Source organism: Streptomyces sp. NPDC046197, from assembly GCF_040646295.1.
Taxonomy (GTDB): Bacteria; Actinomycetota; Actinomycetes; order Streptomycetales; family Streptomycetaceae; genus Streptomyces.
In genome coordinates this window covers 137727-157413 of sequence record NZ_JBEYZY010000005.1, presented here as the reverse complement: position 1 = coordinate 157413, position 19687 = coordinate 137727, and the positions used below count along the sequence as shown (strand labels likewise).

Here is a 19687-nt window from a genome sequence, read left to right as displayed (position 1 = left end):
TAATGGGAGCGATGGAGTCAACGGGGGCGCCCGTCTCAGTAGTTGCCCACTTCCACATGCGGCGGCCCGTCGTGCCATGTGCAGATCACCGACACCCGGTCCGCGCCGGAGGTGAACTCCACACGGATCCAGGTCTCCGTCTTCCACACCTGCATCGACCAGCCCGTGCCCGGCGTCGCCGACACCAGCGACGCGGAGGCGGTCCCGAGGTCGAAGACGGCCCGGCCGCCCGCCGTGTCGTAGCTCTTCACCTGGCCGGAGGCACCGGGCGAAGGGCCGGGGCCGCTCGCCGCGGTGGTCCGCTTCGAGGGACCGGCAGCCGGCGTGCGGGGGGACTGGCTCGTGCTCGCCGACGGGCTCCGCGACGGTCCCGGCCGCTGGGTCGAGGAGGCCTGCGGCGCCGCCTCCCGCGCTGCCGCGCCGGCCGCCGTGATGGGCAGCGCGCGGGGCGGGTCGTAGGCCGTGCCCGCCATCACCGTGTGCACGCCCCACCACGACAGCGTGACCGCCGCGCCGGTGGCGAGCGACCACGCAAGTACGTGAACGAGTCCTCTGTGCATCTCGGCCATAGTGCCTCACGCGCCCCACTGGTGTCGCCCGAACGGAGCGGGGGAGGAGTTGTCCACAGGCGCGCACCGGGCTCGCCCGCATGGCGTACGGTGCGGCGCATGGCAAGTGTGCTCGTGGTCGAGGACGACCAGTTCGTACGCTCGGCGCTCATCCGGCATCTGACCGACGCCGCGCACACCGTGCGCAGTGTCGGTACGGCGCTGGAAGCGCTGCGCGAGGTCGCCCATATCCGCTTCGACGTGGTCATCCTGGACCTCGGACTGCCCGACCTGGACGGCTCCGAGGCCCTGAAGATGCTGCGCGGCATCACGGACGTCCCGGTGATCATCGCCACCGCGCGGGACGACGAGGCGGAGGTCGTCCGGCTGCTCAACGCCGGGGCGGACGACTACCTGACGAAGCCGTTCTCGGTGGAGCACCTGTCCGCGCGGATCGCCGCCGTGCTGCGCCGGGCCCGCGCCGCGGTCGGGGAGGCCCCGCCGTCCACCGTCATCCGGGTCGGCGGCCTGACCGTCGACCCGCTGCGGCGCCAGGCCGAGTTGGACGGCGTCCGCCTCGACCTGACGCGCCGCGAGTTCGACCTGCTCGCCTTCCTGGCCGGCCGGCCCGGCGTCGTCGTACCGCGCAAGGAGCTGCTGGCCGAGGTGTGGCAGCAGTCGTACGGCGACGACCAGACCATCGACGTCCATCTGTCCTGGCTGCGGCGGAAGTTGGGCGAGACGGCCGCCCGGCCCCGTTATCTGCACACCCTGCGGGGCGTCGGCGTGAAGCTGGAGCCGCCCGGAGCGGAGCCGCCGCGATGAGATGGGCACTGGTCAAGGTCTGCCTCGCGGTCACCACCATGGTCGTGGTCGCCTTCGCGGTCCCACTGGGGCTGGTCATCAAGGAGATGGCCAGGGACCGGGCCTTCTCCAACGCCGAGCGCCAGGCCGCCGCGGTCGCCCCCGCCCTGTCCATCACCACCCAGCGTGACCAGCTGGAGCGGGTCGTCGCCTCGGCGGGCGCGGACACCGGAATGGCCGTGCACATACCGGCCATCGACGGCAAGGCCGCCGTCGACATCGGCCGCCGGCGAGCGGCCGACGCGGACATCGCGGCCGTGCGGAGGATGGGACGCGCCTCCACCACCGAGGTGCCCGGCGGCTCCACGCTCCTGCAGCCCGTCGCGCTGAGCTCCGGTGCGATCGCCGTCGTGGAGGTGTACGTCCCCGAGACCGAGGTCAGCAACGGCGTGGGCACGGCCTGGGCGGTGCTCGCCGCCGTGGGCGCCGCACTGGTGGTCGGCTCGGTGGCCGTCGCCGACCGGCTGGGCGTGCGCATGGTGCAGCCGGCGCAGCGGCTGGTGAAGGGCGCGCACGACCTGGGTGAGGGCAGGCTGGGGGCGCGGGTGCGGGAGGAAGGGCCGACCGAACTGCGCCTCGCGGCGGTCGCGTTCAACTCCATGGCCGACCAGGTCGTCCAACTCCTGGCCAACGAGCGGGAGCTGGCGGCAGACCTGTCCCACCGGCTGCGTACACCGCTGACCGTGCTGCGGCTGAACGCCGCCTCGCTCGGCGAGGGACCGGCCGCCGACCAGACCCGGGCGGCGGTCGCCCAGCTGGAGCGCGAGGTCGACAAGATCATCCGTACGGCCCGCGAGGCGAAGCCGCAGACGGCGGCCGCCGGGCCGGGCGCCGGATGCGACGCGGCCGAGGTGGTGCGGCAGCGCATGGAGTTCTGGTCGGCGCTCGCCGAGGACGAGGGCCGCAAGTGGCGGGTGGCCGGCGTCGAACGGCCGGTGCGCATACCGGTGGCCCGCGCCGACCTGGCCGCCGCGCTGGACGCCCTGCTGGGCAACGTGTTCCGGCACACCGCCGAGGGCACGGCGTTCGCGGTCGACGTGCACAACGGGGAGGACGCGGTGATCGTGCTCGTCTCCGACGCCGGCCCCGGCATAGCGGACCCGGAGGCGGCCATGGCGCGCGGCCGGGGCTCCGGCACCGACGGCTCCACAGGACTCGGCCTGGACATCGTGCGCCGTCTCGCGGAGTCCACGGGCGGTGACGTCCGCATCGGCTCGTCGGTGCTCGGCGGCACGGAGGTGCGGATCTGGATCCAGCTGGACGGGCGCAAGCCGGTGCGCACGGGGCACCGCGGGGCCGTGCGCCGCCGTCGGCAGGGCAAATTGGTATCTACCTTTAACCGTCCCCGATCCCTTCCTTAAGCGCACCCTAAGATCCCCAACGTCCGCCCGGATCAAGCCTTTTGCCCGATTCCGGGCCGCTAGCGTGCTGCCGCACCCCACCCCCTCGGAACAGCGAAGGCAGGCACGCGATGAGCACGCACCGGCGCAAGGTCAGTGGCAGGAACAAGGCGATAGGCGGCCTCGTCGCCGCGGCCGTGGTCGGTGGCGGCGCGCTCCTGTTCACCGGCATCGCGCAGGCGGCCGGCGTCGGTGCCGCCTACACCAGGACCAGCGACTGGTCCACCGGCTACACCGCGCAGTACGTGGTCACCAACAACAGCGGCCAGCAGGAGAAGAGCTGGACGCTGGAGTTCGACCTGCCCGCGGGTGCCAGGCTGAGCTCCCTGTGGAACGCGGAGTCGACCGTCAGCGGGCAGCACGTCACGGTGAAGCCGGCCAAGTGGGACACCGAGGGCCTCGCCCCCGGCAAGTCGGTCACCGTCGGCTTCGTCGTCAACGGCAGTGGCGATCCGACCGGTTGTCGTATCGACAACGGGACGTGTTCGACGGACGGCGGCGCCACCCCGGAGCCGAGCGGCCGCCCCGCCAGCACCGCGCCCGCCACCCCCGCACCCACCCCCACCAAGTCCGCCACGCCCACCCCGACCGCCACCCCGACGCCCACCGCGTCCCCCTCCCAGAGCACCGGCACCGGCACGAAGGCGAACGCCGGCTTCGCGCCGTACGTCGACACCTCGCTGTTCCCGGCCTTCGACCTGCTCGCGAGCGCCGACGCCACCGGTGTGAAGAACTACAACCTCGCCTTCGTCACCGACGGCGGCGGCTGCACCCCGAAGTGGGGCGGGGTGACCGACCTGGCGAGCGACGGGGTGGCCGCCCAGATCGGCGCGCTGCGCGCCAAGGGCGGCGATGTGCGCGTCTCCTTCGGCGGCGCCTCCGGATCCGAACTGGCCACCACCTGCTCCTCGGCGGACGCGCTGGCCGCGGCCTACGGCAAGGCGGTGGACCAGTTCAAGCTCACCAAGGTCGACTTCGACGTCGAGGGCGGCGCGCTGCCCAACGCGGCCGCCAACACGCGCCGCGCGCAGGCCATCGCCAAGCTCCAGCAGCAGCACCCCGGCCTGGACGTCTCCTTCACCCTCCCCGTCCTGCCCCAGGGCCTGACCCAGGACGGCGTCAACCTGGTGGCGGACGCCAAGTCCAACGGCGTGAAGATCTCCGCCGTCAACATCATGGCGATGGACTACGGCCCCTCGTTCAGTGGTGACATGGGGACCCTCGCCGAGCAGGCCGCCACCGCCACCCAGGCTCAGATCAAGAGCGTCCTCGGCCTGTCCGACAGCGCCGCCTGGAAGACGGTCGCCGTCACCCCGATGATCGGGGTCAACGACGTCTCCTCCGAGGTCTTCACGGTGGACGACGCCACGCAGCTGGTGAACTTCGCCAAGTCCAAGGGCCTCGGCGGGCTCTCCATGTGGTCGGCCGCCCGTGACAAGCAGTGCGCCGGCGGCACCAAGCCCACCGCCGACGCCACCTGCAGCTCGGTCACCCAGGACAAGTTCGCCTTCTCGAAGGCGCTCGGCGCCTTCAACTGACCCTCACCGAACACGGGGATCGCGTCCCGGCCGGCCCACCCCCCATCCGGCCGGGGCGCGCACACGCGTACGGCCCGCACCGCCTGTCAGACGGCGTCCGCCGCGGGGAGTTCACCGGTCCGGGCCACCCGGCCGTACCAGTGGGCGCTGGACTTCGGCGTCCGGGCGAGCGTGGCGTAGTCGACGTACACCGCGCCGAACCGCTTGCCGTAACCATAGGCCCACTCGAAGTTGTCCATCAGGGACCACAGGTAGTACCCGCGCACATCGGCACCTTCCGTGATGGCCCGGCGCACCGCCGACAGGTGACGGTGCAGGTAGGCGATGCGCTCCGGGTCGTGCACGCGGCCGTCGGCGTCCACCTTGTCGTCGTAGGCCGCACCGTTCTCGGTGATGTACAGCGGCAGCCCCGGCGCCTCCCGCGTGTACCGCATGATCAGCTCGTGCAGGCCGGTCGGGTCGATCGTCCAGCCCATCTCCGTGCGGTCGCCCGGCGGCCGGTGGAACGCCACGTCGTCCGCGCCGGGCCAGGGCGAGTACGCGCTCGCGCCGTGGCCGTCGGCGCGCGGGCCCCGCCGCGCCGAGTCCGCCGCCGACACCAGCGCCGGTGTGTAGTAGTTGAGGCCGAGCGCGTCCAACGACCGGCCGATGGTCCGCAGATCGCCGTCGAGGACGTGGGACCAGTCGGTGATCGACGAGGTCGCCTCCAGCAGCGTGGCCGGGTAGGCCCCGTGCAGCAACGGGCCGTGGAAGACGCCGTTGGCCAGATCGTCGATCCTCCGGGCCGCGGCCACGTCCGCCGGGTCCGGCGAGAGCGGCCTGACCACCGAGGAGTTGAGGCTCACGGCGACCGTGTTGCGGGGCGGCAGCACCGAGCGCAGCGCCGAGGTCCCGAGGCCGTGCGCCAGGTTCAGGTGATGGGCCGCGCGCAGCGCGGCGAGCGGGTCCGTCCGGCCGGGGGCGTGCACCCCGGAGCCGTAACCCAGGAAGGCACTGCACCACGGCTCGTTGAGCGTGATCCACTGTTCCACCCGGTCGCCGAGCGCCTCGCCCACGATCTGCGCGTACTCGGCGAAGCGGAACGCCGTGTCCCGCTCCGGCCAGCCGCCCGCGTCCTCCCGCTCCTGCGGCAGGTCCCAGTGGTAGAGCGTGATCGCCGGCTTGATGCCGTGCGCCAGCAGTTCGTCGACCAGGCGGCGGTAGAAGTCCAGGCCCACCTGTACGGCGGGGCCCCGGCCGGTGGGCTGCACCCGCGGCCAGGACACCGAGAAGCGGTAGGCGCCCAGACCCAGCTCCGCCATCAGGGCCACGTCCTCGCGGTAGCGGTGGTAGTGGTCGACAGCGATGTCACCGGTCTCGCCGCCGGCCGTCCTGCCCGGCGTATGGCTGAAGGTGTCCCAGATCGAGGGCGTACGGCCGTCCTCCCGCACCGCGCCCTCGATCTGGTACGCCGATGTCGCGGCGCCCCAGAGGAAGGCAGGAGGAAAGGTCACCGGGGTCACCGGCTGTGCGGACTCAGACATGGAAGCGCTCCCATAGGGGGTCGTGAAAGACCGACAGGTTGGAGGGGAGAGAAGAGAGCGGGCGCGTCAGCCCTTGACCGCGCCCTGCATGATGCCGCCCACTATCTGCTTGCCGAAGACCGCGAAGACCAGCAGCAGCGGCAGCGTGCCGAGCAGCGCGCCCGCCATGATCAGGGACTGGTCGGGCGTGTAGCCGCGGCCCAGTCCCGCCACGGCCACCTGCACGGTCGGGTTGCCGGTCTGGGTCAGCACCAGGAACGGCCACAGGAAGTCGTTCCAGGTCTGCACGAACATCAGCATCCCGAGGACGGCCATCGCGGGCCGCGCCGCCGGGAACACCACGTGCCACACCACGCGCCAGCTGCCGGCCCCGTCCACCCGGGCCGCCTCGATGATCTCGTCCGGCAGCGCCTGGACCAGGTACTGCCGCATGAAGAACACGCCGAACGCGCTGACCAGCGACGGCAGGATCACCGCCTGCAGCTGGTCGGTCCAGTCCAGCTTGGCCACCATCATGTACAGCGGGATGATGCTCAGCTGCGGAGGCACCATCATCGTGCCGATCACGATCAGCATCAGGGCGCCCCGGCCCCTGAACCGCAGCTTGGCGAAGGCGAAGCCGGCGATCGTCGACAACAACACGATCGTCGCGGCCGAAACCCCGGCCACGATCGTGGTGTTGAGGAACGCCTTGCCCAGATTGGCGTCCGACCAGGCGACCGAGAGGTTGTGCGTCAGGTTCGAGCCGAACCAGAAGGGCGGCGGCGTCTGCGCCAGGCGGTTGTTGTCACGGGAGGCGGCGATCGCCGTCCACACCAGTGGGAACAGCGACCCGATGGCGAACAGGGTCAGGATCACGTACGCGATCGGGCCGGCGTGCAGCTGCCCGCCCGCGCGGGCGGCCTTGGGCCGGCGCATCCGGCGCATCCGGCGCGGCTCGGCATCCGGCGTCCCGGGCTTCGTCAGGGTCGTCGTCACGGCCGGTACTCCTTAACCACTGGAACCGCCGGCGCGCAGCCGGCGCGAGATGACGTGGTTGACGATGCCGATCACGATGAGGATCAGGAACATCATCCAGGCGATCGCCGAGGCCCGCCCGAGGTGCTGGTTGACCCAGCCCTGCTCGTACAGGTACAGGCCCAGTGTCTGGAACTGGTGCTCGGCGCCGCCCGAGGCGCCCTTGTTGGCGTCGAACAGCAGCGGCTCGCCGAAGACCTGGCTGGCGCCGATCGTCGACACCACGGCGGTGAACAGGATCGTCGGCCGCAGCTGGGGCAGCGTGACGTGGAAGAACTGCTGCCGGCGGTTGGCGCCGTCCAGCGCCGCCGACTCGTACAGGTCCTGCCCGATGGCCTGCATCGCCGCGAGATAGATCAGCGTGTTGTAGCCGGTCCAGCGCCAGATGATGATCGACGACACCGCGATCTGCGAGGGCCACTTGTCGCCCTGCCAGTCGATCTTGTCGACGCCGACGAGGTGCAGCGCCCAGTTGATCATTCCGTAGTCGCGCCCGAAGAGCAGCACGAAGACCAGCGAGGCGGCGGCGATCGAGGTCGCGTACGGCGCGAGCATCACGACCCGGTAGAAGGTCGACGCCCGCAGCCTGTAGTTCAGGATGTGCGCGAGGCCCATCGCCATCAGCAGCTGCGGAACCGTGGAGATGACGCCGATGGTCAGGGTGTTCTTCGCCGCGTTCCAGAAGAAGTCGTCGTCGAAGAGCCTGGTGTAGTTGCGCAGCCCCGCCCACTGCATGTCGGTGGGCGCCGTGAGCTCCACCGTGTGCAGTGACGCCCAGGCGGTGTAGATCAGCGGGAACAGGCCGAACGCGACGAACAGCAGGAAGAACGGCGAGACGAACGCGTACGGGCTCCAGCGCACGTCCCGCTGCCAGCGGCGGGACAGCCGGGCCCGGCGCCGCTGCTCCGCCTCGGCGGAGACGGCGTCGGCGCGCGGGTGGGCCGGGGCCGCGCCCCCCTCCTTCGCGGGGGGCGCGGCGGTCTCGTGCCGGGTGGCCATACCGGTCACTTCTCCAGGTTGTTGTCGATGGTCCTGGTGGCCGTCCGCCAGGCCTCGGCGGCCGACTTGCCCTGCGTCACGAGGATGACGCCGTTGTCCGTCAGACCCTGCTGGATGATCCCGTCCTTCGGCCCGATCACCTGGGTCGGAATGGACTTGGCGGCCTCGGCGAAGATCGTGCCGATCGGCGCGTCACCGGTCATCGCGTTCTTGGCGCCGGTGACCAGGGGGAGGCTGTAGGCGCCCGGCGCGCTCGGGAAGCTGCCCTGGACGCTGAACAGCCTCGCCTGCTGGGCCGGGGCGGTCAGCCAGGCGACGAACGCCTCCGCCTCCTTCACATGCCTGCCGTTCCTGGGGACGGCCAGGAAGGTGCCGCCCCAGTTGCCCGCCTTGGGCGCCGGGGCCACGTCCCACTTTCCGGCGGCCTGCGGCTTCGACTTGCCCTTGAGGTAGCCGAGCATCCACGGCGGGCAGGCGACCGCGGCGAACCTGCTGTTGGCGATCGTCTGGTCCCAGGCCGGCTGGAACTGGGTCTGGGCGCCGACCACGCCCTCCTGGGCGGCCTTGGCGGTCAGGTCGAAGGCGTTCCTGACGGCCGGGTTGGTCTTGTAGACGACCTTGCCGGAGGAGTCGTAGAACTTGTCCTTCTCACTGCTGAGGACCGCGTTGAGCAGACCACCGGGGGAGTCCATGAAGTACGTGCCGCCGGGTGCCTTCTTCTTGTACGTCTCACCGGCCGTGACGAGCTTGTTCCAGTCGCCCGCCCACAGCTTGCCGACCGCCTCGCGGTCGGTGGGCAGACCGGCCTGTTGGAAGAGGTCCTTGCGGTAGCAGATCGCCATCGGGCCGATGTCGGTGCCGAGCCCGACCGTCCGGCCGTCCTTGGCGGTGGCCTGCTGCCACTTCCAGTCCAGCCAGTTGCTCCTGTTCACTCCCGGAACCTTGGAGAAGTCCTCCAGCTTGCTCGCCTGGGTGCCGACCACCTCGGCGATGTTGCCGACCTCGACGGCCTGGACGTCCATCAGACCGCTGTTGGTGGTGAGGTGGTTGACCAGCGCCGGGTAGTAGTTCTCGTTCCGCTCGGTGACGTTCTCCTGGATCCTGATGCCGGGGTGGAGCTTTTCGTACTCGGCGTAGAGGCCGGCCTCCTTGAAGCCCTGGGTGCCGAAGAGTCCCAGCGTGATCGTGGTCCTGCCGCCGCCACCGCCGTCGGACGAGCCGGACTTGTCGCCACTGTCCTTGGCGCAGCCGGCCAGCAGTCCGGTGCCCAACGCCGCGACCGCCGCCAGGGCCGCCGCCCTGCGGGAGATGGGGGTCCCCCGGCTCGAGCCGAGTCGAGAGTGAGGGAGGGTACGTGCTCGCATTGCGTCCTCCTGTTGCCCTGACGTGCCGACCCCCCGGCCAACTGCATGGTTGGGCCCGTATGTTCTCGCGGCGGCTCGGGCGGGGAACGTGCGGGAAGTGTATGTGTCAGGTAGTGTGGGAGCGCTCCCACCGATGATGTGTTGAAGGGTCGCGGCTTCGGGCAAGGGTGTCAAGGGAGTGGGAGGGGCGAACTGCGTTCAGTTGTCTGCCTGTTAAGGGGAACTGAAAAGGCGGTGCCCTGGAGGGCCGCGGCCGCATCGTCCGGCCGGCCCGGCGATCGAAGGCGAGGCCGTTCGGTGATCGAGGGCGAGGCCGTCCGGACCGCTCCGGGCCGGAGCGGGGGCCTGGGACGGCGGTCTCGGGACGGTCGTTCCGGGGACGGTCGTCCCGGCCGACGGGACTGTTAAATTCCAGGCCGAGCGGGATTCACGGCGAAGGGCGGAGCTCATGGCAAGCCGCGGAGCGCGGGGCGGCGGTCGGCCGACCCTCGAAGAGGTCGCCGCGCGTGCCGGCGTCGGCCGCGGCACCGTCTCGCGGGTGATCAACGGCTCGCCCCGGGTCAGCGACGCCACCCGGGCCGCCGTCGAGGCGGCGGTCGCCGAACTCGGCTATGTGCCCAACACGGCGGCCCGTGCCCTGGCCGCCAACCGGACGGACGCGATCGCCCTGGTCGTGCCCGAGCCGGAGACCCGCTTCTTCGCCGAGCCGTACTTCTCCGACATGCTGCGGGGTGTGGGCGCCGAGCTGTCGGAGACGGAGATGCAGCTGCTGCTGATCTTCGCGGGCAGCGACCGGGAGCGGCAGCGGCTCGCCCAGTACCTGGCGGCGCACCGGGTCGACGGCGTGCTGCTGGTGTCGGTGCACGCCGACGACCCGCTGCCCGACCTCCTCGCCCAGCTGGAGATCCCGGCGGTGGTCAGCGGCCCGCGGTCGGCGGGGGAGGCACTGCCCTCGGTGGACTCGGACAACTACGGCGGAGCCCGCTCGGCCGTGGAGCACCTGCTGGCGCGCGGCCGCCGTACGATCGCCCACATCACCGGGCGCCTGGACGTCTACGGCGCCCAGTGCCGCGTCGACGGCTACCGGGACGCCCTGCGCGACGCCGGTCACGAAGTGGACGAACTCCTCGTCGAACCGGGCGACTTCACCGAGGAGGGAGGCCGCCGCGCGATGGCACGGCTGCTGGAGCGCCGCCCCGGCCTGGACGCGGTCTTCGCGGCCTCGGACGTGACGGCGGCCGGTGCCCGCCAGGTGCTGCGCGAGGCGGGCCGCCGCATCCCCGACGACGTGGCCCTGGTCGGCTACGACGACTCGGCCATCGCCCGCCACATGGACCCGCCGCTCACCAGCGTCCGCCAGCCGATCGAGGAGATGGGCCGGGCGATGATCGACCTCCTCCAGGCCGAGATCGCCGACCGCCGCCCGGCGGCCGCACGCGGCCCGGAGCGGCGGCACATGGTGCTGCCCACCGAGCTGGTGGCGCGTACGTCGTCGTAGCGGGCCGGGTCCGGGCAGCCGTTGGCGGCGGCAGCGGCCGCGGTCGCCGACCACGGCCGCGGGCTGTCGTGGCGGCCGGCGGTCGTGGTCCTCAGCCCTGGGGGTGCACGGCGTTCCAGCCGCGTTCCAGCAGGTCGAAGGCGGCGTGGACCGCCCTGCGGGGATCGGGGGAGGTGCTGCTGAGGGTGCGGGCCTCCAGGGCGAAGTGGGCGAGGGCGGCGCAGGCCGGGTCGTCCGCGGGGGCGCCGAGCTCGGTGGCGACGGCCTCGGCCAGCGCGCGTTCGTGTCGCATCCACATGCGCCGGTGGTAGTCGGTCAGCGCTGGTGTGCCGCGGATGAGTTCACGGAAGGTGGCGATCTCCTCGCTGTACTCGGGCGCGAACAGACGCGAGCGCAGTACGTGTTCCCGCAGCGCCTCGGGGACGGAGGTGCCGGGCGCCCGGTCGCGGACCGCGGCGACCAGAGCGGCCTCCTGGTCGGCGTCCAGGTCGAAGACCAGCGCCTCCTTGCTCGGGAAGTGCTTGAACAGGGTCGTGGTGGACACGTCCGCGGCCTCGGCGACGTCCTTGATGCTCACCTGGTCGTAGCCGTGTTCGAGGAACAGGCGCAGTGCCGCGTCGGCCAGTGCCTGCCGGGTGGCGGCCTTCTTGCGCTCGCGGCGGCCCATCGCCGGTCCGGGCGCCGGTCCGGGCGCCGGTCCGGTCGTCGCTCCGGTCGTCGTCTCGGTCATGTTGGGCAGCCTACCCCGACCGAGTTGTCTAACCCAAAAAGTTGAGTCGTTGCACTTATTGGGTCGGTGTGCTTTTCTTGGGTCGGCGGCCGGTGAGGCGCAGCCCCGGCCGCAGCTCCGTACTTCCTTCCACGTCCTCCTGGAAAGGGGTGACCCGTCATGCCCACGCCCGCCTCGGATACCTCGAAACCGCCCGTGAACGTCCGCTGGACCCTGCTTGGCGTCATGCTCGCCATGCTGCTGGGAATGCTCGACAACAACATCGTCGGTACGGCGATGCCGACGATCGTCCGTGACCTGGGCGGCCTGGAGCACATCTCCTGGGTCGTCACCGCGTACACACTGGCCACCGCCGTCTCAACTCCCCTCTGGGGCAAGCTCGGTGACCTGTACGGCCGCAAGCGCCTCTTCCTGGCGTCGATCGTGGTGTTCCTGATCGGCTCGCTGCTCGCCGGCGCCGCGCACTCGATGGTCCAGCTGATCGAGTTCCGCGCCCTGCAGGGTCTGGGCGCCGGCGGGCTGGCCGCCGGGGCGTTCGCCCTGATCGGCACCCTGGTGTCACCGCGGGAGCGCGGCCGCTACCAGGGCATGACGGCCACCGTGATGGCGGCCGGCGTCATCGGGGGACCGCTCGTCGGCGGGTTCGTCACCGGCCACCTCGGCTGGCGCTGGGCCTTCTACGTCAACCTGCCGCTGGGGGTGGTCGCCCTCGTCTGGGTCCAGTCGATGCTGCGGCTGCCCGAGCAGCGGGTGAGGGCCCGGATCGACTGGGCGGGCGCCGTCCTGCTGACCGCCGGGATCAGCGCGGTCGTCCTCGCGGCCACCTGGGCGGGTACGACGTACGCCTGGACGTCCTGGCAGATCCTCGCGCTCGCCGCGGTGGCCGTCGTCACCACGGCCGCCTTCGTGGCGGTCGAGCGGCGCGGCGCCGAACCGCTGCTGCCGCCGCGGATCTTCACGGGTCACCGCAACTTCCCGCTCGCCACGGTGCTGTTGCTGACCGCAGGCGTGGTGATGTTCGGGTCGGCGCTCTACCTGCCGCTGTTCCAGCAGACGGTGCAGGGCGCGTCGGCGGCCGGCTCCGGTCTGTTGCTGCTGCCGCTGATGATCCCCGTCGTCATCGCCTCGAACGTCGCCGGGAAGATCATGTCCCGCACCGGCCGCTACAAGGTCTTCCCGGTCGCCGGTACCGTGCTGCTGGCCGTGGGCATGCTGCTGCTGTCCACGATGGACACGGGCACCTCGCGCGCCCTGACCGGCTGCTGGATGGCGGTGGCCGGACTGGGGCTGGGCCTGACGATGCAGATGGCCGCCACCATCGCCCAGAACAGCGTCGGACTGCGGGACATGGGTGCGGCCTCGGCGGCGACCAACCTGTTCCGCACGCTCGGTGGGTCGCTCGGGGTGGCGGTCTTCGGCAGCCTGTTCACCCGGGCCGTCCGCCCGGGGGCCGTGGGGCAGGCGTACCTCCACGAGGTGGCCACCGGTACCCGGCACGTCTTCCTGGCGGCTGCCGCCCTGTGCGCGGTGGGCTTCCTCGCGGCGGTCTCGATCAGGGAGGTGCCGCTGCGCGGCAGGCCGGCCGCGCCGGAAAAGGAAGCAGCCGGTGACTCTGTCGTACAGAGTCGCCGACTGACCACTCAGGGTGAGTGACGGGACTCGAACCTGTTCGTATCACTATCGTGACCTGCGTCTTTGCCGTGCACGTGGGCAAATCCGGGCGTACGGGCGACGGGTGATGACGCTGTGCGGCATCCGGTTTGGCCATGGCCAAACGCTCCGGTCGGACGATGGATGCGCATGAGCGTTGAGATCGTGCCCATGCGCACCACGTGCCGGACGGAGATCCGGATTCACCCGTGAACAGGCGGTCCGCAGTCAGGCCGCGGCGGACCTGGCATGGCTGTTGTCGCTACGGAACGTGTGACTCGAGGCTTCCGGCCGCCGACCTCGCCCGGTAGACGGGCGGCCCGCTCAACGGTCGGCGCTGCCGGGTGGTACGACCCATTCGGCGGGTTGTCCCGTCAGAGAAGCGATCATGTCGAAGTCGCCGTCGTAGTGGAGGACTGTCCGCTGGTGCAGTTCTGCCGTGGCGGCGATCAGTAGGTCGGGGAGGGACAGCGCGCGGTGGAAGCCTGCGTTGAGGGCGTGGCGCTGAACTTCCAGGGCGCGGACGAAGGTGCGGTCGTCGGCGTGGATGTAGTCGAAGGCATGGAGCCAGGTACTGATCCGGGTCGCCTCGGAGCCGTCCCGCGCAGAGTGGATCATCTCGTACTCGGTGGGCTGGCACACTGCGAGGAGGTAACGCTCGTGAAGGGGCTTGAGTACCTCCTTGACACTCGGCTTCGTCCAGCGGGCGAGGGCGGACTTGTCGATCAGGTAGTGGTCCTGCATCAGGCGGCCCGGCCTCCGTCGCGGTCGCCGTCGTGCTTGAGGGAGCCGTCAGCGTTGCGGGGGCCGGTGTTCTCGACAATCTCACTGAAGTCGAACTCGCCGGCCTCCATGGCGTCGAAGCCCTCTTGTCGCAGGTGCCTCTTGACGGCGTCTTCCATGGCGAGGCGGACGGCTTTGGCCTTCGTTTTGGCTCCAAAGATGCGCATGGCCTCGGTGACCATGTCTTCATCGAGGTCGATGACTGTTCTGGCCATGTGGATGGTCCCTCCGCTGTTAGCCCTGCCAGTGAAACGATACCTTTTATTGTCCAAAATAGATGTCGTTTCGGTCGGAGGTCTCATCGTGGAGGGACGATCCCGGCACCGCGGCAGGGCTGGGGAAGGCGCGCCGCAGCGAGGTTCACCCACCGTGAGTTGCGGCAGTCGGACCGTGTCGGCGTAAGCGTAGATCGGCACTGCTTTGGCGCCGCCCTCCCGGGTCTGTCGCACCATCACATGCGGCTGCCGCGCGTGCCGTGTCCCCATCACCGCGCCCGCCGTGCTCACGGTCGGCGTGTGCTGTCCGACGAGCACGACCTGTCCGGGGTCGACCTCGCACACCACATCCAGCCGTTCCCGGGCCAGTCCTGCCGGCACGCCGGCTGCGTCGTCGCACCGGGTCAGATCGAGGACCCAGGGCAGCCCGGCCGCATGCGGCAGTGTGACCGCGTCCGCGGCATGGTCGAGGACAGAGGCGCCGACCGGGCGCTCCCTCTCTTCCTCCGGTATCCGGCTCCGCGCCTGCGCTGCGGGTCCCAGTCCCAGGGGCCGTTGAGCACCAGGCTCCAGTCGACCGGGGTCGTAGTGCGGCGCCAAAGGAGTGGAGCTCGCCCGCCAGATAGAGGCCCAGCGCCCGCTGGCAGTTGACTTCGCGTCCGGTGACGGTGTCCAGGCGGCGGTGCACGCCAACGGAGTGCCTGCCGGTCTTCGGGATGAAGAGTTCGGCGACCGTCCAGGCATACGGCGCCGCACTCGCCGCGACGTGCGTGCAGGGCGAGTCTGCGGCGCACCGGCTTCCAGTCCCACGGACTGGCGTTGATGAACTGGTGCAGTCCCTGTATCGCCGACGCGGGTAAGAGCACCTGCCGCTCGGGCAGCACGCGCTGACCGCTCGGCTCGACCAGCGGAGCGATTGGTGACTGCTGCGCGGACGGCTTGTCCAGGCACGCCGCAGTCTGCGCGCGGTCCTGGACGCCACCACGGCCGCCACAGCGGAATCCGACGCCGAACAGACCCTGCTGGATGCCGCCTTCGCCCTGCTCACCGGCGATCACGACGCGGCTACCGGCACGCCGGACGGCGACGCCGTCCCCGACCCGGCGCGCCGCGCGCGAGCGCTGTGGCTGTGCGCGTACGGCCTGTTCAGCGCGGGAGCTGCCGCCGACAGCGGTGAGCTGAATGACCGGGCGCTGAAGCTGTTCACCGCCGCAGGCGACAGCGCGGCCTGGACGTGGCACGCGCACTCGGCGAACCGCGCGCCCTCGCGCTGTCCCTGGAAGGTCTCGCCGGCGCGGCAGCCCTGCACGGCACCCAGTCGGCCGCCAGTTGCGCGGCCCTGCTGCTCGGCGCCGCCGACGGAGCCCGCCGCAGCGTCGGCGCCCCCCTGCCCCCGGCCGAACGCACCGACGTCGACCGCATCACCCACGCAGCCCGCACCACCCTGGGCGACGCGGACTTCACACAGGCCTTCGACCACGGCACCCGCCTGCCCCCCCGAGGAGGCGCTGCGTCAAGCGGCCACGCTCCTTGGCCGACTCATGCAAGGGGGCCGCGACTGAAACAGAGTGTCACCCAGTTCTGGACCGGTGGGTACAGCTGGCCTTCCAGCTCTTTGTTGTACGGGCGCAGTGAGGCGGTGGGGCCCTCGGGGCTCGTCGTCTGCCGACCGCCGGCGTCCCGGGCCTGCCGAGGGTGGGAGGGCGGCTCGGTGGCGCCCGCGCTTGCCTGGCGGGTCCGCGCGGCTTGCAGCCACTGCGTTTCGGTGTGCTCGGCCGCGTCGAGCAGCCTGACCACAGCGCGCGGCAGCCACCACGTCCGCTGCGTCCCGTCGCGGGTCTGCTCCACGAGCCTCTGTCACCAGTCGATCCCCGCCACGTGACGGCTGTCGCTCTTCCCCGGACGACTCGAATCGCGGGCGGATGGGCCGTGGTTCGGCCGTGGCCGAACGGCAGACAGGCCCATTACCTGCGTTTCCGCAGGTAATGGGCCTGTTACGTGGGGTGAGTGACGGGACTCGAACCCGCGACATCCTGGACCACAACCAGGTGCTCTACCAGCTGAGCTACACCCACCATGACCGGCGGTTGGACTTCCGTGGTTTCCCCGACCGGCCGAGAAAAAGTGTACAGGGTCCGAAGGGGTGCTCGCGCCAGGCTTTCGCGGCGCCCCTTTGCGGGGCTCCGGAACGCCTACTGCGCAGGCAGAACGTGCTTCGCGGCGATCGCTCTGGCGGTGTCGGAGTCGGGGCCGGGCTGCGGGACGAAGATGGCCTCGCGGTAGTAGCGCAGCTCGGCGATGGACTCGCGGATGTCGGCGAGGGCGCGGTGGTTGCCGTTCTTCTCCGGGCTGTTGAAGTACGCCCGGGGGTACCAGCGCCTGGCCAGTTCCTTGATGGAGGAGACGTCCACGATCCGGTAGTGGAGGTAGCTCTCCAGCGCCGGCATGTCACGCAGCAGGAAGCCGCGGTCCGTGCCGACGGAGTTTCCGCACAGGGGCGCCTTGCCGGGTTCCTTGACGTACTCCCGTACGTAGGCGAGGACCTGCTCCTCGGCGTCCTTCAGCGTCGTGCCGCCGGACAGTTCGGCGAGCAGGCCGGACGCGGTGTGCATCTGGCGCACCACCTCCGGCATCGTCTCCAGTGCCGAGTCCGGCGGCCGGACGACGATGTCGATGCCCTCGCCGAGTACGTTCAGCTCGGAGTCGGTGACGAGGGCGGCCACCTCGATGAGAGCGTCGTCGGACAGCGAGAGGCCGGTCATCTCGCAGTCGATCCACACCATGCGGTCGTTCATGTGTCTAACCTTACGGCGCGTTGCCGCTCCGCGGGCCGGCCGTGCACGGGATGATCACCGCCGAAGGGCGGCGGGCTGATCATCTCCGGGGGCATCGCCCACTCACCCACCCACCCGACTCGGTCGGAGAAATGGCCCCCGCCCCGGGGCTCCGCCCCGGCCCCCGACGGGGACTTCCCGGGCCCCGGCGGATGTCGGCTCCCGTCGCCTTGGGGCTCCACCCCGCACCCTGGCGAGAACTCCGTCCCCGGCACCGCTGAGGTCTTCGGTCTTCCGGACGTCGCGGATGTCGTTTCGTGGGTGGGCAATGCGCCGGGCTGCGGGGCCGAGCCACGCGGCGGGAGGGCTGGTGTCCGCCAGAGTCTGGGGGACGGTGTCCCCGGAGGTGCCGCGGCCGGAGTTTCCCAGGGACGCGGGGGACGGTGTCCCCGCCGGGGCCCGGACGGAGCCCAGGGCGGGGTGGTCCTCCTCCGACCGAGTCGGGTGGGTGGGCGATGGCGCGGGGGTGGGTTGCCCACCCACCGTCGAGTCGGGTGGGTGGGCGATGGCGCGGGGGTGGGTTGCCCACCCACCGTCGAGTCGGGTGGGTGGGCGATGCCGCGGGGGTGGGTTGCCCACCCACCGTCGAGTCGGGTGGGTGGGCGAGGGAGTGCCCGTCCGCTCTCGGGCGTCAGCTTCCGGTGCGTGGGCCCGGGAGGCTTGCCGACAGGGCTGCCGGGGTGCGTCGCGTCTGGTGCGGCAGCGGCCCCTCGGGGTGCAGTGACGGCGTATGGGCCGTCTGGCTCGGCATGCCGAGCGGCCCCGTGGAGGGCGCCGTACCGGCGGATCCGGCCGAGCCCCCGATCCCCGCCACCGGCCCGTCGCCGTCCCCCGGCCTCTCGCTCTGCGGCCTGCGCGCCCGGTACGCCGCCCGGTACGCGGCCGGGGACGAGCCCAGCTGCCGGCGGAAGTGCCCGCGCAGGGCCACCGGCGAGCGGAAGCCGCAGCGCCCGGCGACCTCGTCCACCGAGTAGTCCGATGTCTCCAGGAGGCGCTGCGCCTGCAGCACCCGCTGGGTGATCAGCCACTGCAGCGGCGCGCTCCCCGTGAGCGAGCGGAAGCGGCGGTCGAACGTACGCCTGCTCATGTACGCCCGCGCCGCCAGCGTCTCCACGTCGAACTGCTCGTGGAGGTGCTCCAGCGCCCAGGCGACGACCTCGGCCAGCGGGTCGGCGCCGATCTCTTCGGGTAAAGACCTGTCGAGATAGCGTTCCTGACCTCCGCTGCGGCGCGGCGGCACGACGAGGCGCCGGGCGAGCGCGCCGGCCGCCTCGTTGCCGTGGTCCGTCCGCACGATGTGCAGGCACAGGTCGATCCCGGCGGCCGTACCGGCCGACGTCAGCACGTCCCCGTCGTCCACGAACAGCTCTCTTGGATCCACGTGCACCGACGGATAGCGCTTGGCCAGCGTCGGCGCGTACATCCAGTGCGTGGTGGCGGGACGTCCGTCCAGCAGGCCCGCCGCCGCGAGCACGAAGGCGCCGGTGCACAACCCGACGATGCGGGCACCCTCCTCGTGCGCCCGGCGCAGTGCGTCGAGCGCTTCTTCCGGTGGCGGAGAAGTGATCGAACGCCAGGCCGGTACGACGACCGTGCCCGCGCGTGAGATCGCTTCCAGGCCATGTGGTGCGGTGAGTTCCAGGCCCCCTGTGGTCCGCAGCGGGCCTTCCTCGCCGGCGCACACCAGTAGTCGGTAGCGCGGCACTCCGGCGTCCTGGCGGTCAATCCCGAACACCGAAAGCGGAATGGAACTTTCAAAGATGGGGCCGCCGCTGAACAGCAGCACCGCAACGATCTCCTTGCGACGTCGCCCGGAAAGTTTCCGGGCCGCGGCTTCCGGCGCGGCAGTGGAGTCGTGGCTCATACTGCTAAGCCCCCCTCGTTGGTCGCGGCTCCTCGATTGTGTCGCTCCTGCACGTTTCCCCTTGGTCCTGCACGAGTCCCCCGCCGTACGACAGTCAAGATCGAATCTACTGTGTCCCGCCGTGCCCGGATGACCAGTTCGGCACCCGGTGCATTGTCGACATGGCAACTTGGCGTGAAGCATTCGATCACGAAGCGTTGCACTCGTGGGGCGTGCAGGGAAGTGCGCCTTGTCGCAGTGGCCAATCCCCGTAGGGTGCGCAGGCCCCTCGGGGCCCTTTCCGTGCAGGTCAAACGGGGGGCGAAGGGTGCTTCGGCCCGGGAATGCACAGGTTCGAGAAGTTGGCTGAAAAGATACGGGCGCGTGCGCGGAAACCGGTCAGTCGACCGGTGTCGTCGCTCCCGAGTGACGTCCGCCTCTGTGTGCACCCGTGCCGGTCCTGTGATGACGGCCACGGTGCGGGGCCCGTTCCTCGGCGAGCAGCCGGGCCGCCCCGCGTTCGGACTGGCGCAGCAGGATCCGGCAGACCGCGGTGACGGCGGCGAGGCCCAGGGCCGCGCCCGTCGCGCCGGCGAGCGAGCTGCCGTACCAGAGCAGGACCACGGGGACGAGGGTGCAACTGAAGGCAGCCCAGCGCACCACGTCGCTCGCGGTGTCGGTCGCGGGGGGCGGCGAGGGGCGTCGCTGATCTGTGCGGGGTCCGGACACGGCGTGCTCCCTACGGCGGCGGTTCAACGGGTTCAACGCGTGTTCGATCACTCGGTCACTGTGCGCGCCGGACGGCCTTTCCCGCGGCACCGGGGAAAGGGGGCGGCGCCAGGGGGGCGCGATCATCCGGCCCGGCAAGTGAATCCTGTTGC

18 protein-coding genes, 1 tRNA gene and 1 pseudogene are annotated in these 19687 nt (G+C 71.1%); 6 read left to right on the top strand and 14 right to left on the bottom strand.

Features of this window, described 5'->3' with window-relative positions; all coding sequences use genetic code 11:
- Positions 1–35: 35 nt before the first annotated feature.
- On the bottom strand, positions 36–560 hold the full coding sequence (locus AB0A61_RS09385) for a hypothetical protein (RefSeq protein WP_361288671.1): 525 nt from the start codon (positions 558–560) through the stop codon (positions 36–38).
- Positions 561–668: 108 nt separating this feature from the next.
- Between AB0A61_RS09385 and AB0A61_RS09380 the strand changes: the two genes are divergently transcribed.
- The 3 genes from AB0A61_RS09380 to AB0A61_RS09370 all read left to right on the top strand — a co-directional run bounded on the left by AB0A61_RS09380 (position 669) and on the right by AB0A61_RS09370 (position 4350).
- On the top strand, positions 669–1373 hold the full coding sequence (locus AB0A61_RS09380) for a response regulator transcription factor (RefSeq protein ID WP_361288668.1): 705 nt from the start codon (positions 669–671) through the stop codon (positions 1371–1373).
- The gene (locus AB0A61_RS09375) at positions 1370–2773 is read left to right on the top strand and encodes a HAMP domain-containing sensor histidine kinase (protein ID WP_361288665.1); all 1404 of its coding nucleotides are present in this window, start codon (positions 1370–1372) and stop codon (positions 2771–2773) included. Before AB0A61_RS09380 ends, AB0A61_RS09375 begins: the two co-directional genes overlap by 4 nt.
- A gap of 110 nt (positions 2774–2883) precedes the next feature.
- The gene (locus AB0A61_RS09370) at positions 2884–4350 is read left to right on the top strand and encodes a cellulose binding domain-containing protein (protein ID WP_361288662.1); all 1467 of its coding nucleotides are present in this window, start codon (positions 2884–2886) and stop codon (positions 4348–4350) included.
- A gap of 86 nt (positions 4351–4436) precedes the next feature.
- Here the strand turns inward: AB0A61_RS09370 and AB0A61_RS09365 are convergent, their stop codons facing one another.
- The 4 genes from AB0A61_RS09365 to AB0A61_RS09350 form a co-directional block, all read right to left on the bottom strand.
- On the bottom strand, positions 4437–5873 hold the full coding sequence (locus AB0A61_RS09365; RefSeq protein ID WP_361288659.1) for a GH1 family beta-glucosidase: 1437 nt from the start codon (positions 5871–5873) through the stop codon (positions 4437–4439).
- 66 nt (positions 5874–5939) lie between these two features.
- Complete coding sequence (locus AB0A61_RS09360) at positions 5940–6851, bottom strand: carbohydrate ABC transporter permease (protein ID WP_361288656.1); 912 nt, start codon at positions 6849–6851, stop codon at positions 5940–5942.
- Between the two features lie 12 nt (positions 6852–6863).
- Positions 6864–7889: a sugar ABC transporter permease gene (locus AB0A61_RS09355; protein ID WP_361289146.1), complete on the bottom strand. Its 1026-nt coding sequence runs from the start codon at positions 7887–7889 to the stop codon at positions 6864–6866.
- 5 nt (positions 7890–7894) lie between these two features.
- Positions 7895–9253: an extracellular solute-binding protein gene (locus AB0A61_RS09350; protein ID WP_361288653.1), complete on the bottom strand. Its 1359-nt coding sequence runs from the start codon at positions 9251–9253 to the stop codon at positions 7895–7897.
- A gap of 448 nt (positions 9254–9701) precedes the next feature.
- Between AB0A61_RS09350 and AB0A61_RS09345 the strand changes: the two genes are divergently transcribed.
- A complete protein-coding gene (locus AB0A61_RS09345; protein ID WP_361288650.1) occupies positions 9702–10751 on the top strand; it encodes a LacI family DNA-binding transcriptional regulator in 1050 nt (349 codons plus the stop codon).
- Between the two features lie 91 nt (positions 10752–10842).
- On the opposite strand, the gene AB0A61_RS09340 is transcribed toward AB0A61_RS09345, so the two are convergent.
- Positions 10843–11418 carry a helix-turn-helix domain-containing protein gene (locus AB0A61_RS09340; RefSeq protein WP_361289143.1) on the bottom strand — a complete coding sequence of 192 codons (576 nt, stop codon included), beginning with the start codon at positions 11416–11418 and terminating at the stop codon, positions 10843–10845.
- A 222-nt stretch (positions 11419–11640) separates the two neighbouring features.
- Here AB0A61_RS09340 and AB0A61_RS09335 point away from each other — a divergent pair, with 222 nt between their 5' ends.
- A complete protein-coding gene (locus tag AB0A61_RS09335; protein WP_361288647.1) occupies positions 11641–13134 on the top strand; it encodes an MDR family MFS transporter in 1494 nt (497 codons plus the stop codon).
- Between the two features lie 321 nt (positions 13135–13455).
- Here the strand turns inward: AB0A61_RS09335 and AB0A61_RS09330 are convergent, their stop codons facing one another.
- The 3 genes from AB0A61_RS09330 to AB0A61_RS09320 all read right to left on the bottom strand — a co-directional run bounded on the left by AB0A61_RS09330 (position 13456) and on the right by AB0A61_RS09320 (position 14847).
- Positions 13456–13875: a PIN domain nuclease gene (locus AB0A61_RS09330; protein ID WP_361288644.1), complete on the bottom strand. Its 420-nt coding sequence runs from the start codon at positions 13873–13875 to the stop codon at positions 13456–13458.
- Entirely contained in the window at positions 13875–14129 is a 255-nt protein-coding gene (locus tag AB0A61_RS09325; RefSeq protein WP_361288642.1) for a type II toxin-antitoxin system VapB family antitoxin, read from the bottom strand. The genes AB0A61_RS09330 and AB0A61_RS09325 overlap by 1 nt, the downstream gene beginning before the upstream one ends.
- A 145-nt stretch (positions 14130–14274) precedes the next feature.
- Positions 14275–14847 (bottom strand): hypothetical protein, encoded by a 573-nt coding sequence (locus AB0A61_RS09320; RefSeq protein WP_361289140.1) that lies wholly within the window; start codon positions 14845–14847, stop codon positions 14275–14277.
- A 193-nt stretch (positions 14848–15040) separates the two neighbouring features.
- On the opposite strand from AB0A61_RS09320, the pseudogene AB0A61_RS09315 reads away from it, so the two are divergent.
- Positions 15041–15627: pseudogene (locus tag AB0A61_RS09315) on the top strand (hypothetical protein); the annotation flags it as partial.
- A gap of 41 nt (positions 15628–15668) precedes the next feature.
- Here AB0A61_RS09315 and AB0A61_RS09310 read toward each other — a convergent pair.
- The 5 genes from AB0A61_RS09310 to AB0A61_RS09290 form a co-directional block, all read right to left on the bottom strand.
- Complete coding sequence (locus tag AB0A61_RS09310) at positions 15669–15977, bottom strand: hypothetical protein (protein ID WP_361288639.1); 309 nt, start codon at positions 15975–15977, stop codon at positions 15669–15671.
- Between the two features lie 151 nt (positions 15978–16128).
- A tRNA-His gene (locus tag AB0A61_RS09305) sits at positions 16129–16204 on the bottom strand.
- Positions 16205–16321: 117 nt separating this feature from the next.
- Positions 16322–16924 (bottom strand): oligoribonuclease, encoded by a 603-nt coding sequence (gene orn, locus AB0A61_RS09300; RefSeq protein WP_361288637.1) that lies wholly within the window; start codon positions 16922–16924, stop codon positions 16322–16324.
- A 670-nt stretch (positions 16925–17594) separates the two neighbouring features.
- On the bottom strand, positions 17595–18827 hold the full coding sequence (locus tag AB0A61_RS09295) for a helix-turn-helix domain-containing protein (RefSeq protein ID WP_361288634.1): 1233 nt from the start codon (positions 18825–18827) through the stop codon (positions 17595–17597).
- Between the two features lie 378 nt (positions 18828–19205).
- Positions 19206–19535 (bottom strand): hypothetical protein, encoded by a 330-nt coding sequence (locus AB0A61_RS09290; RefSeq protein ID WP_361288631.1) that lies wholly within the window; start codon positions 19533–19535, stop codon positions 19206–19208.
- Positions 19536–19687: the final 152 nt, after the last annotated feature.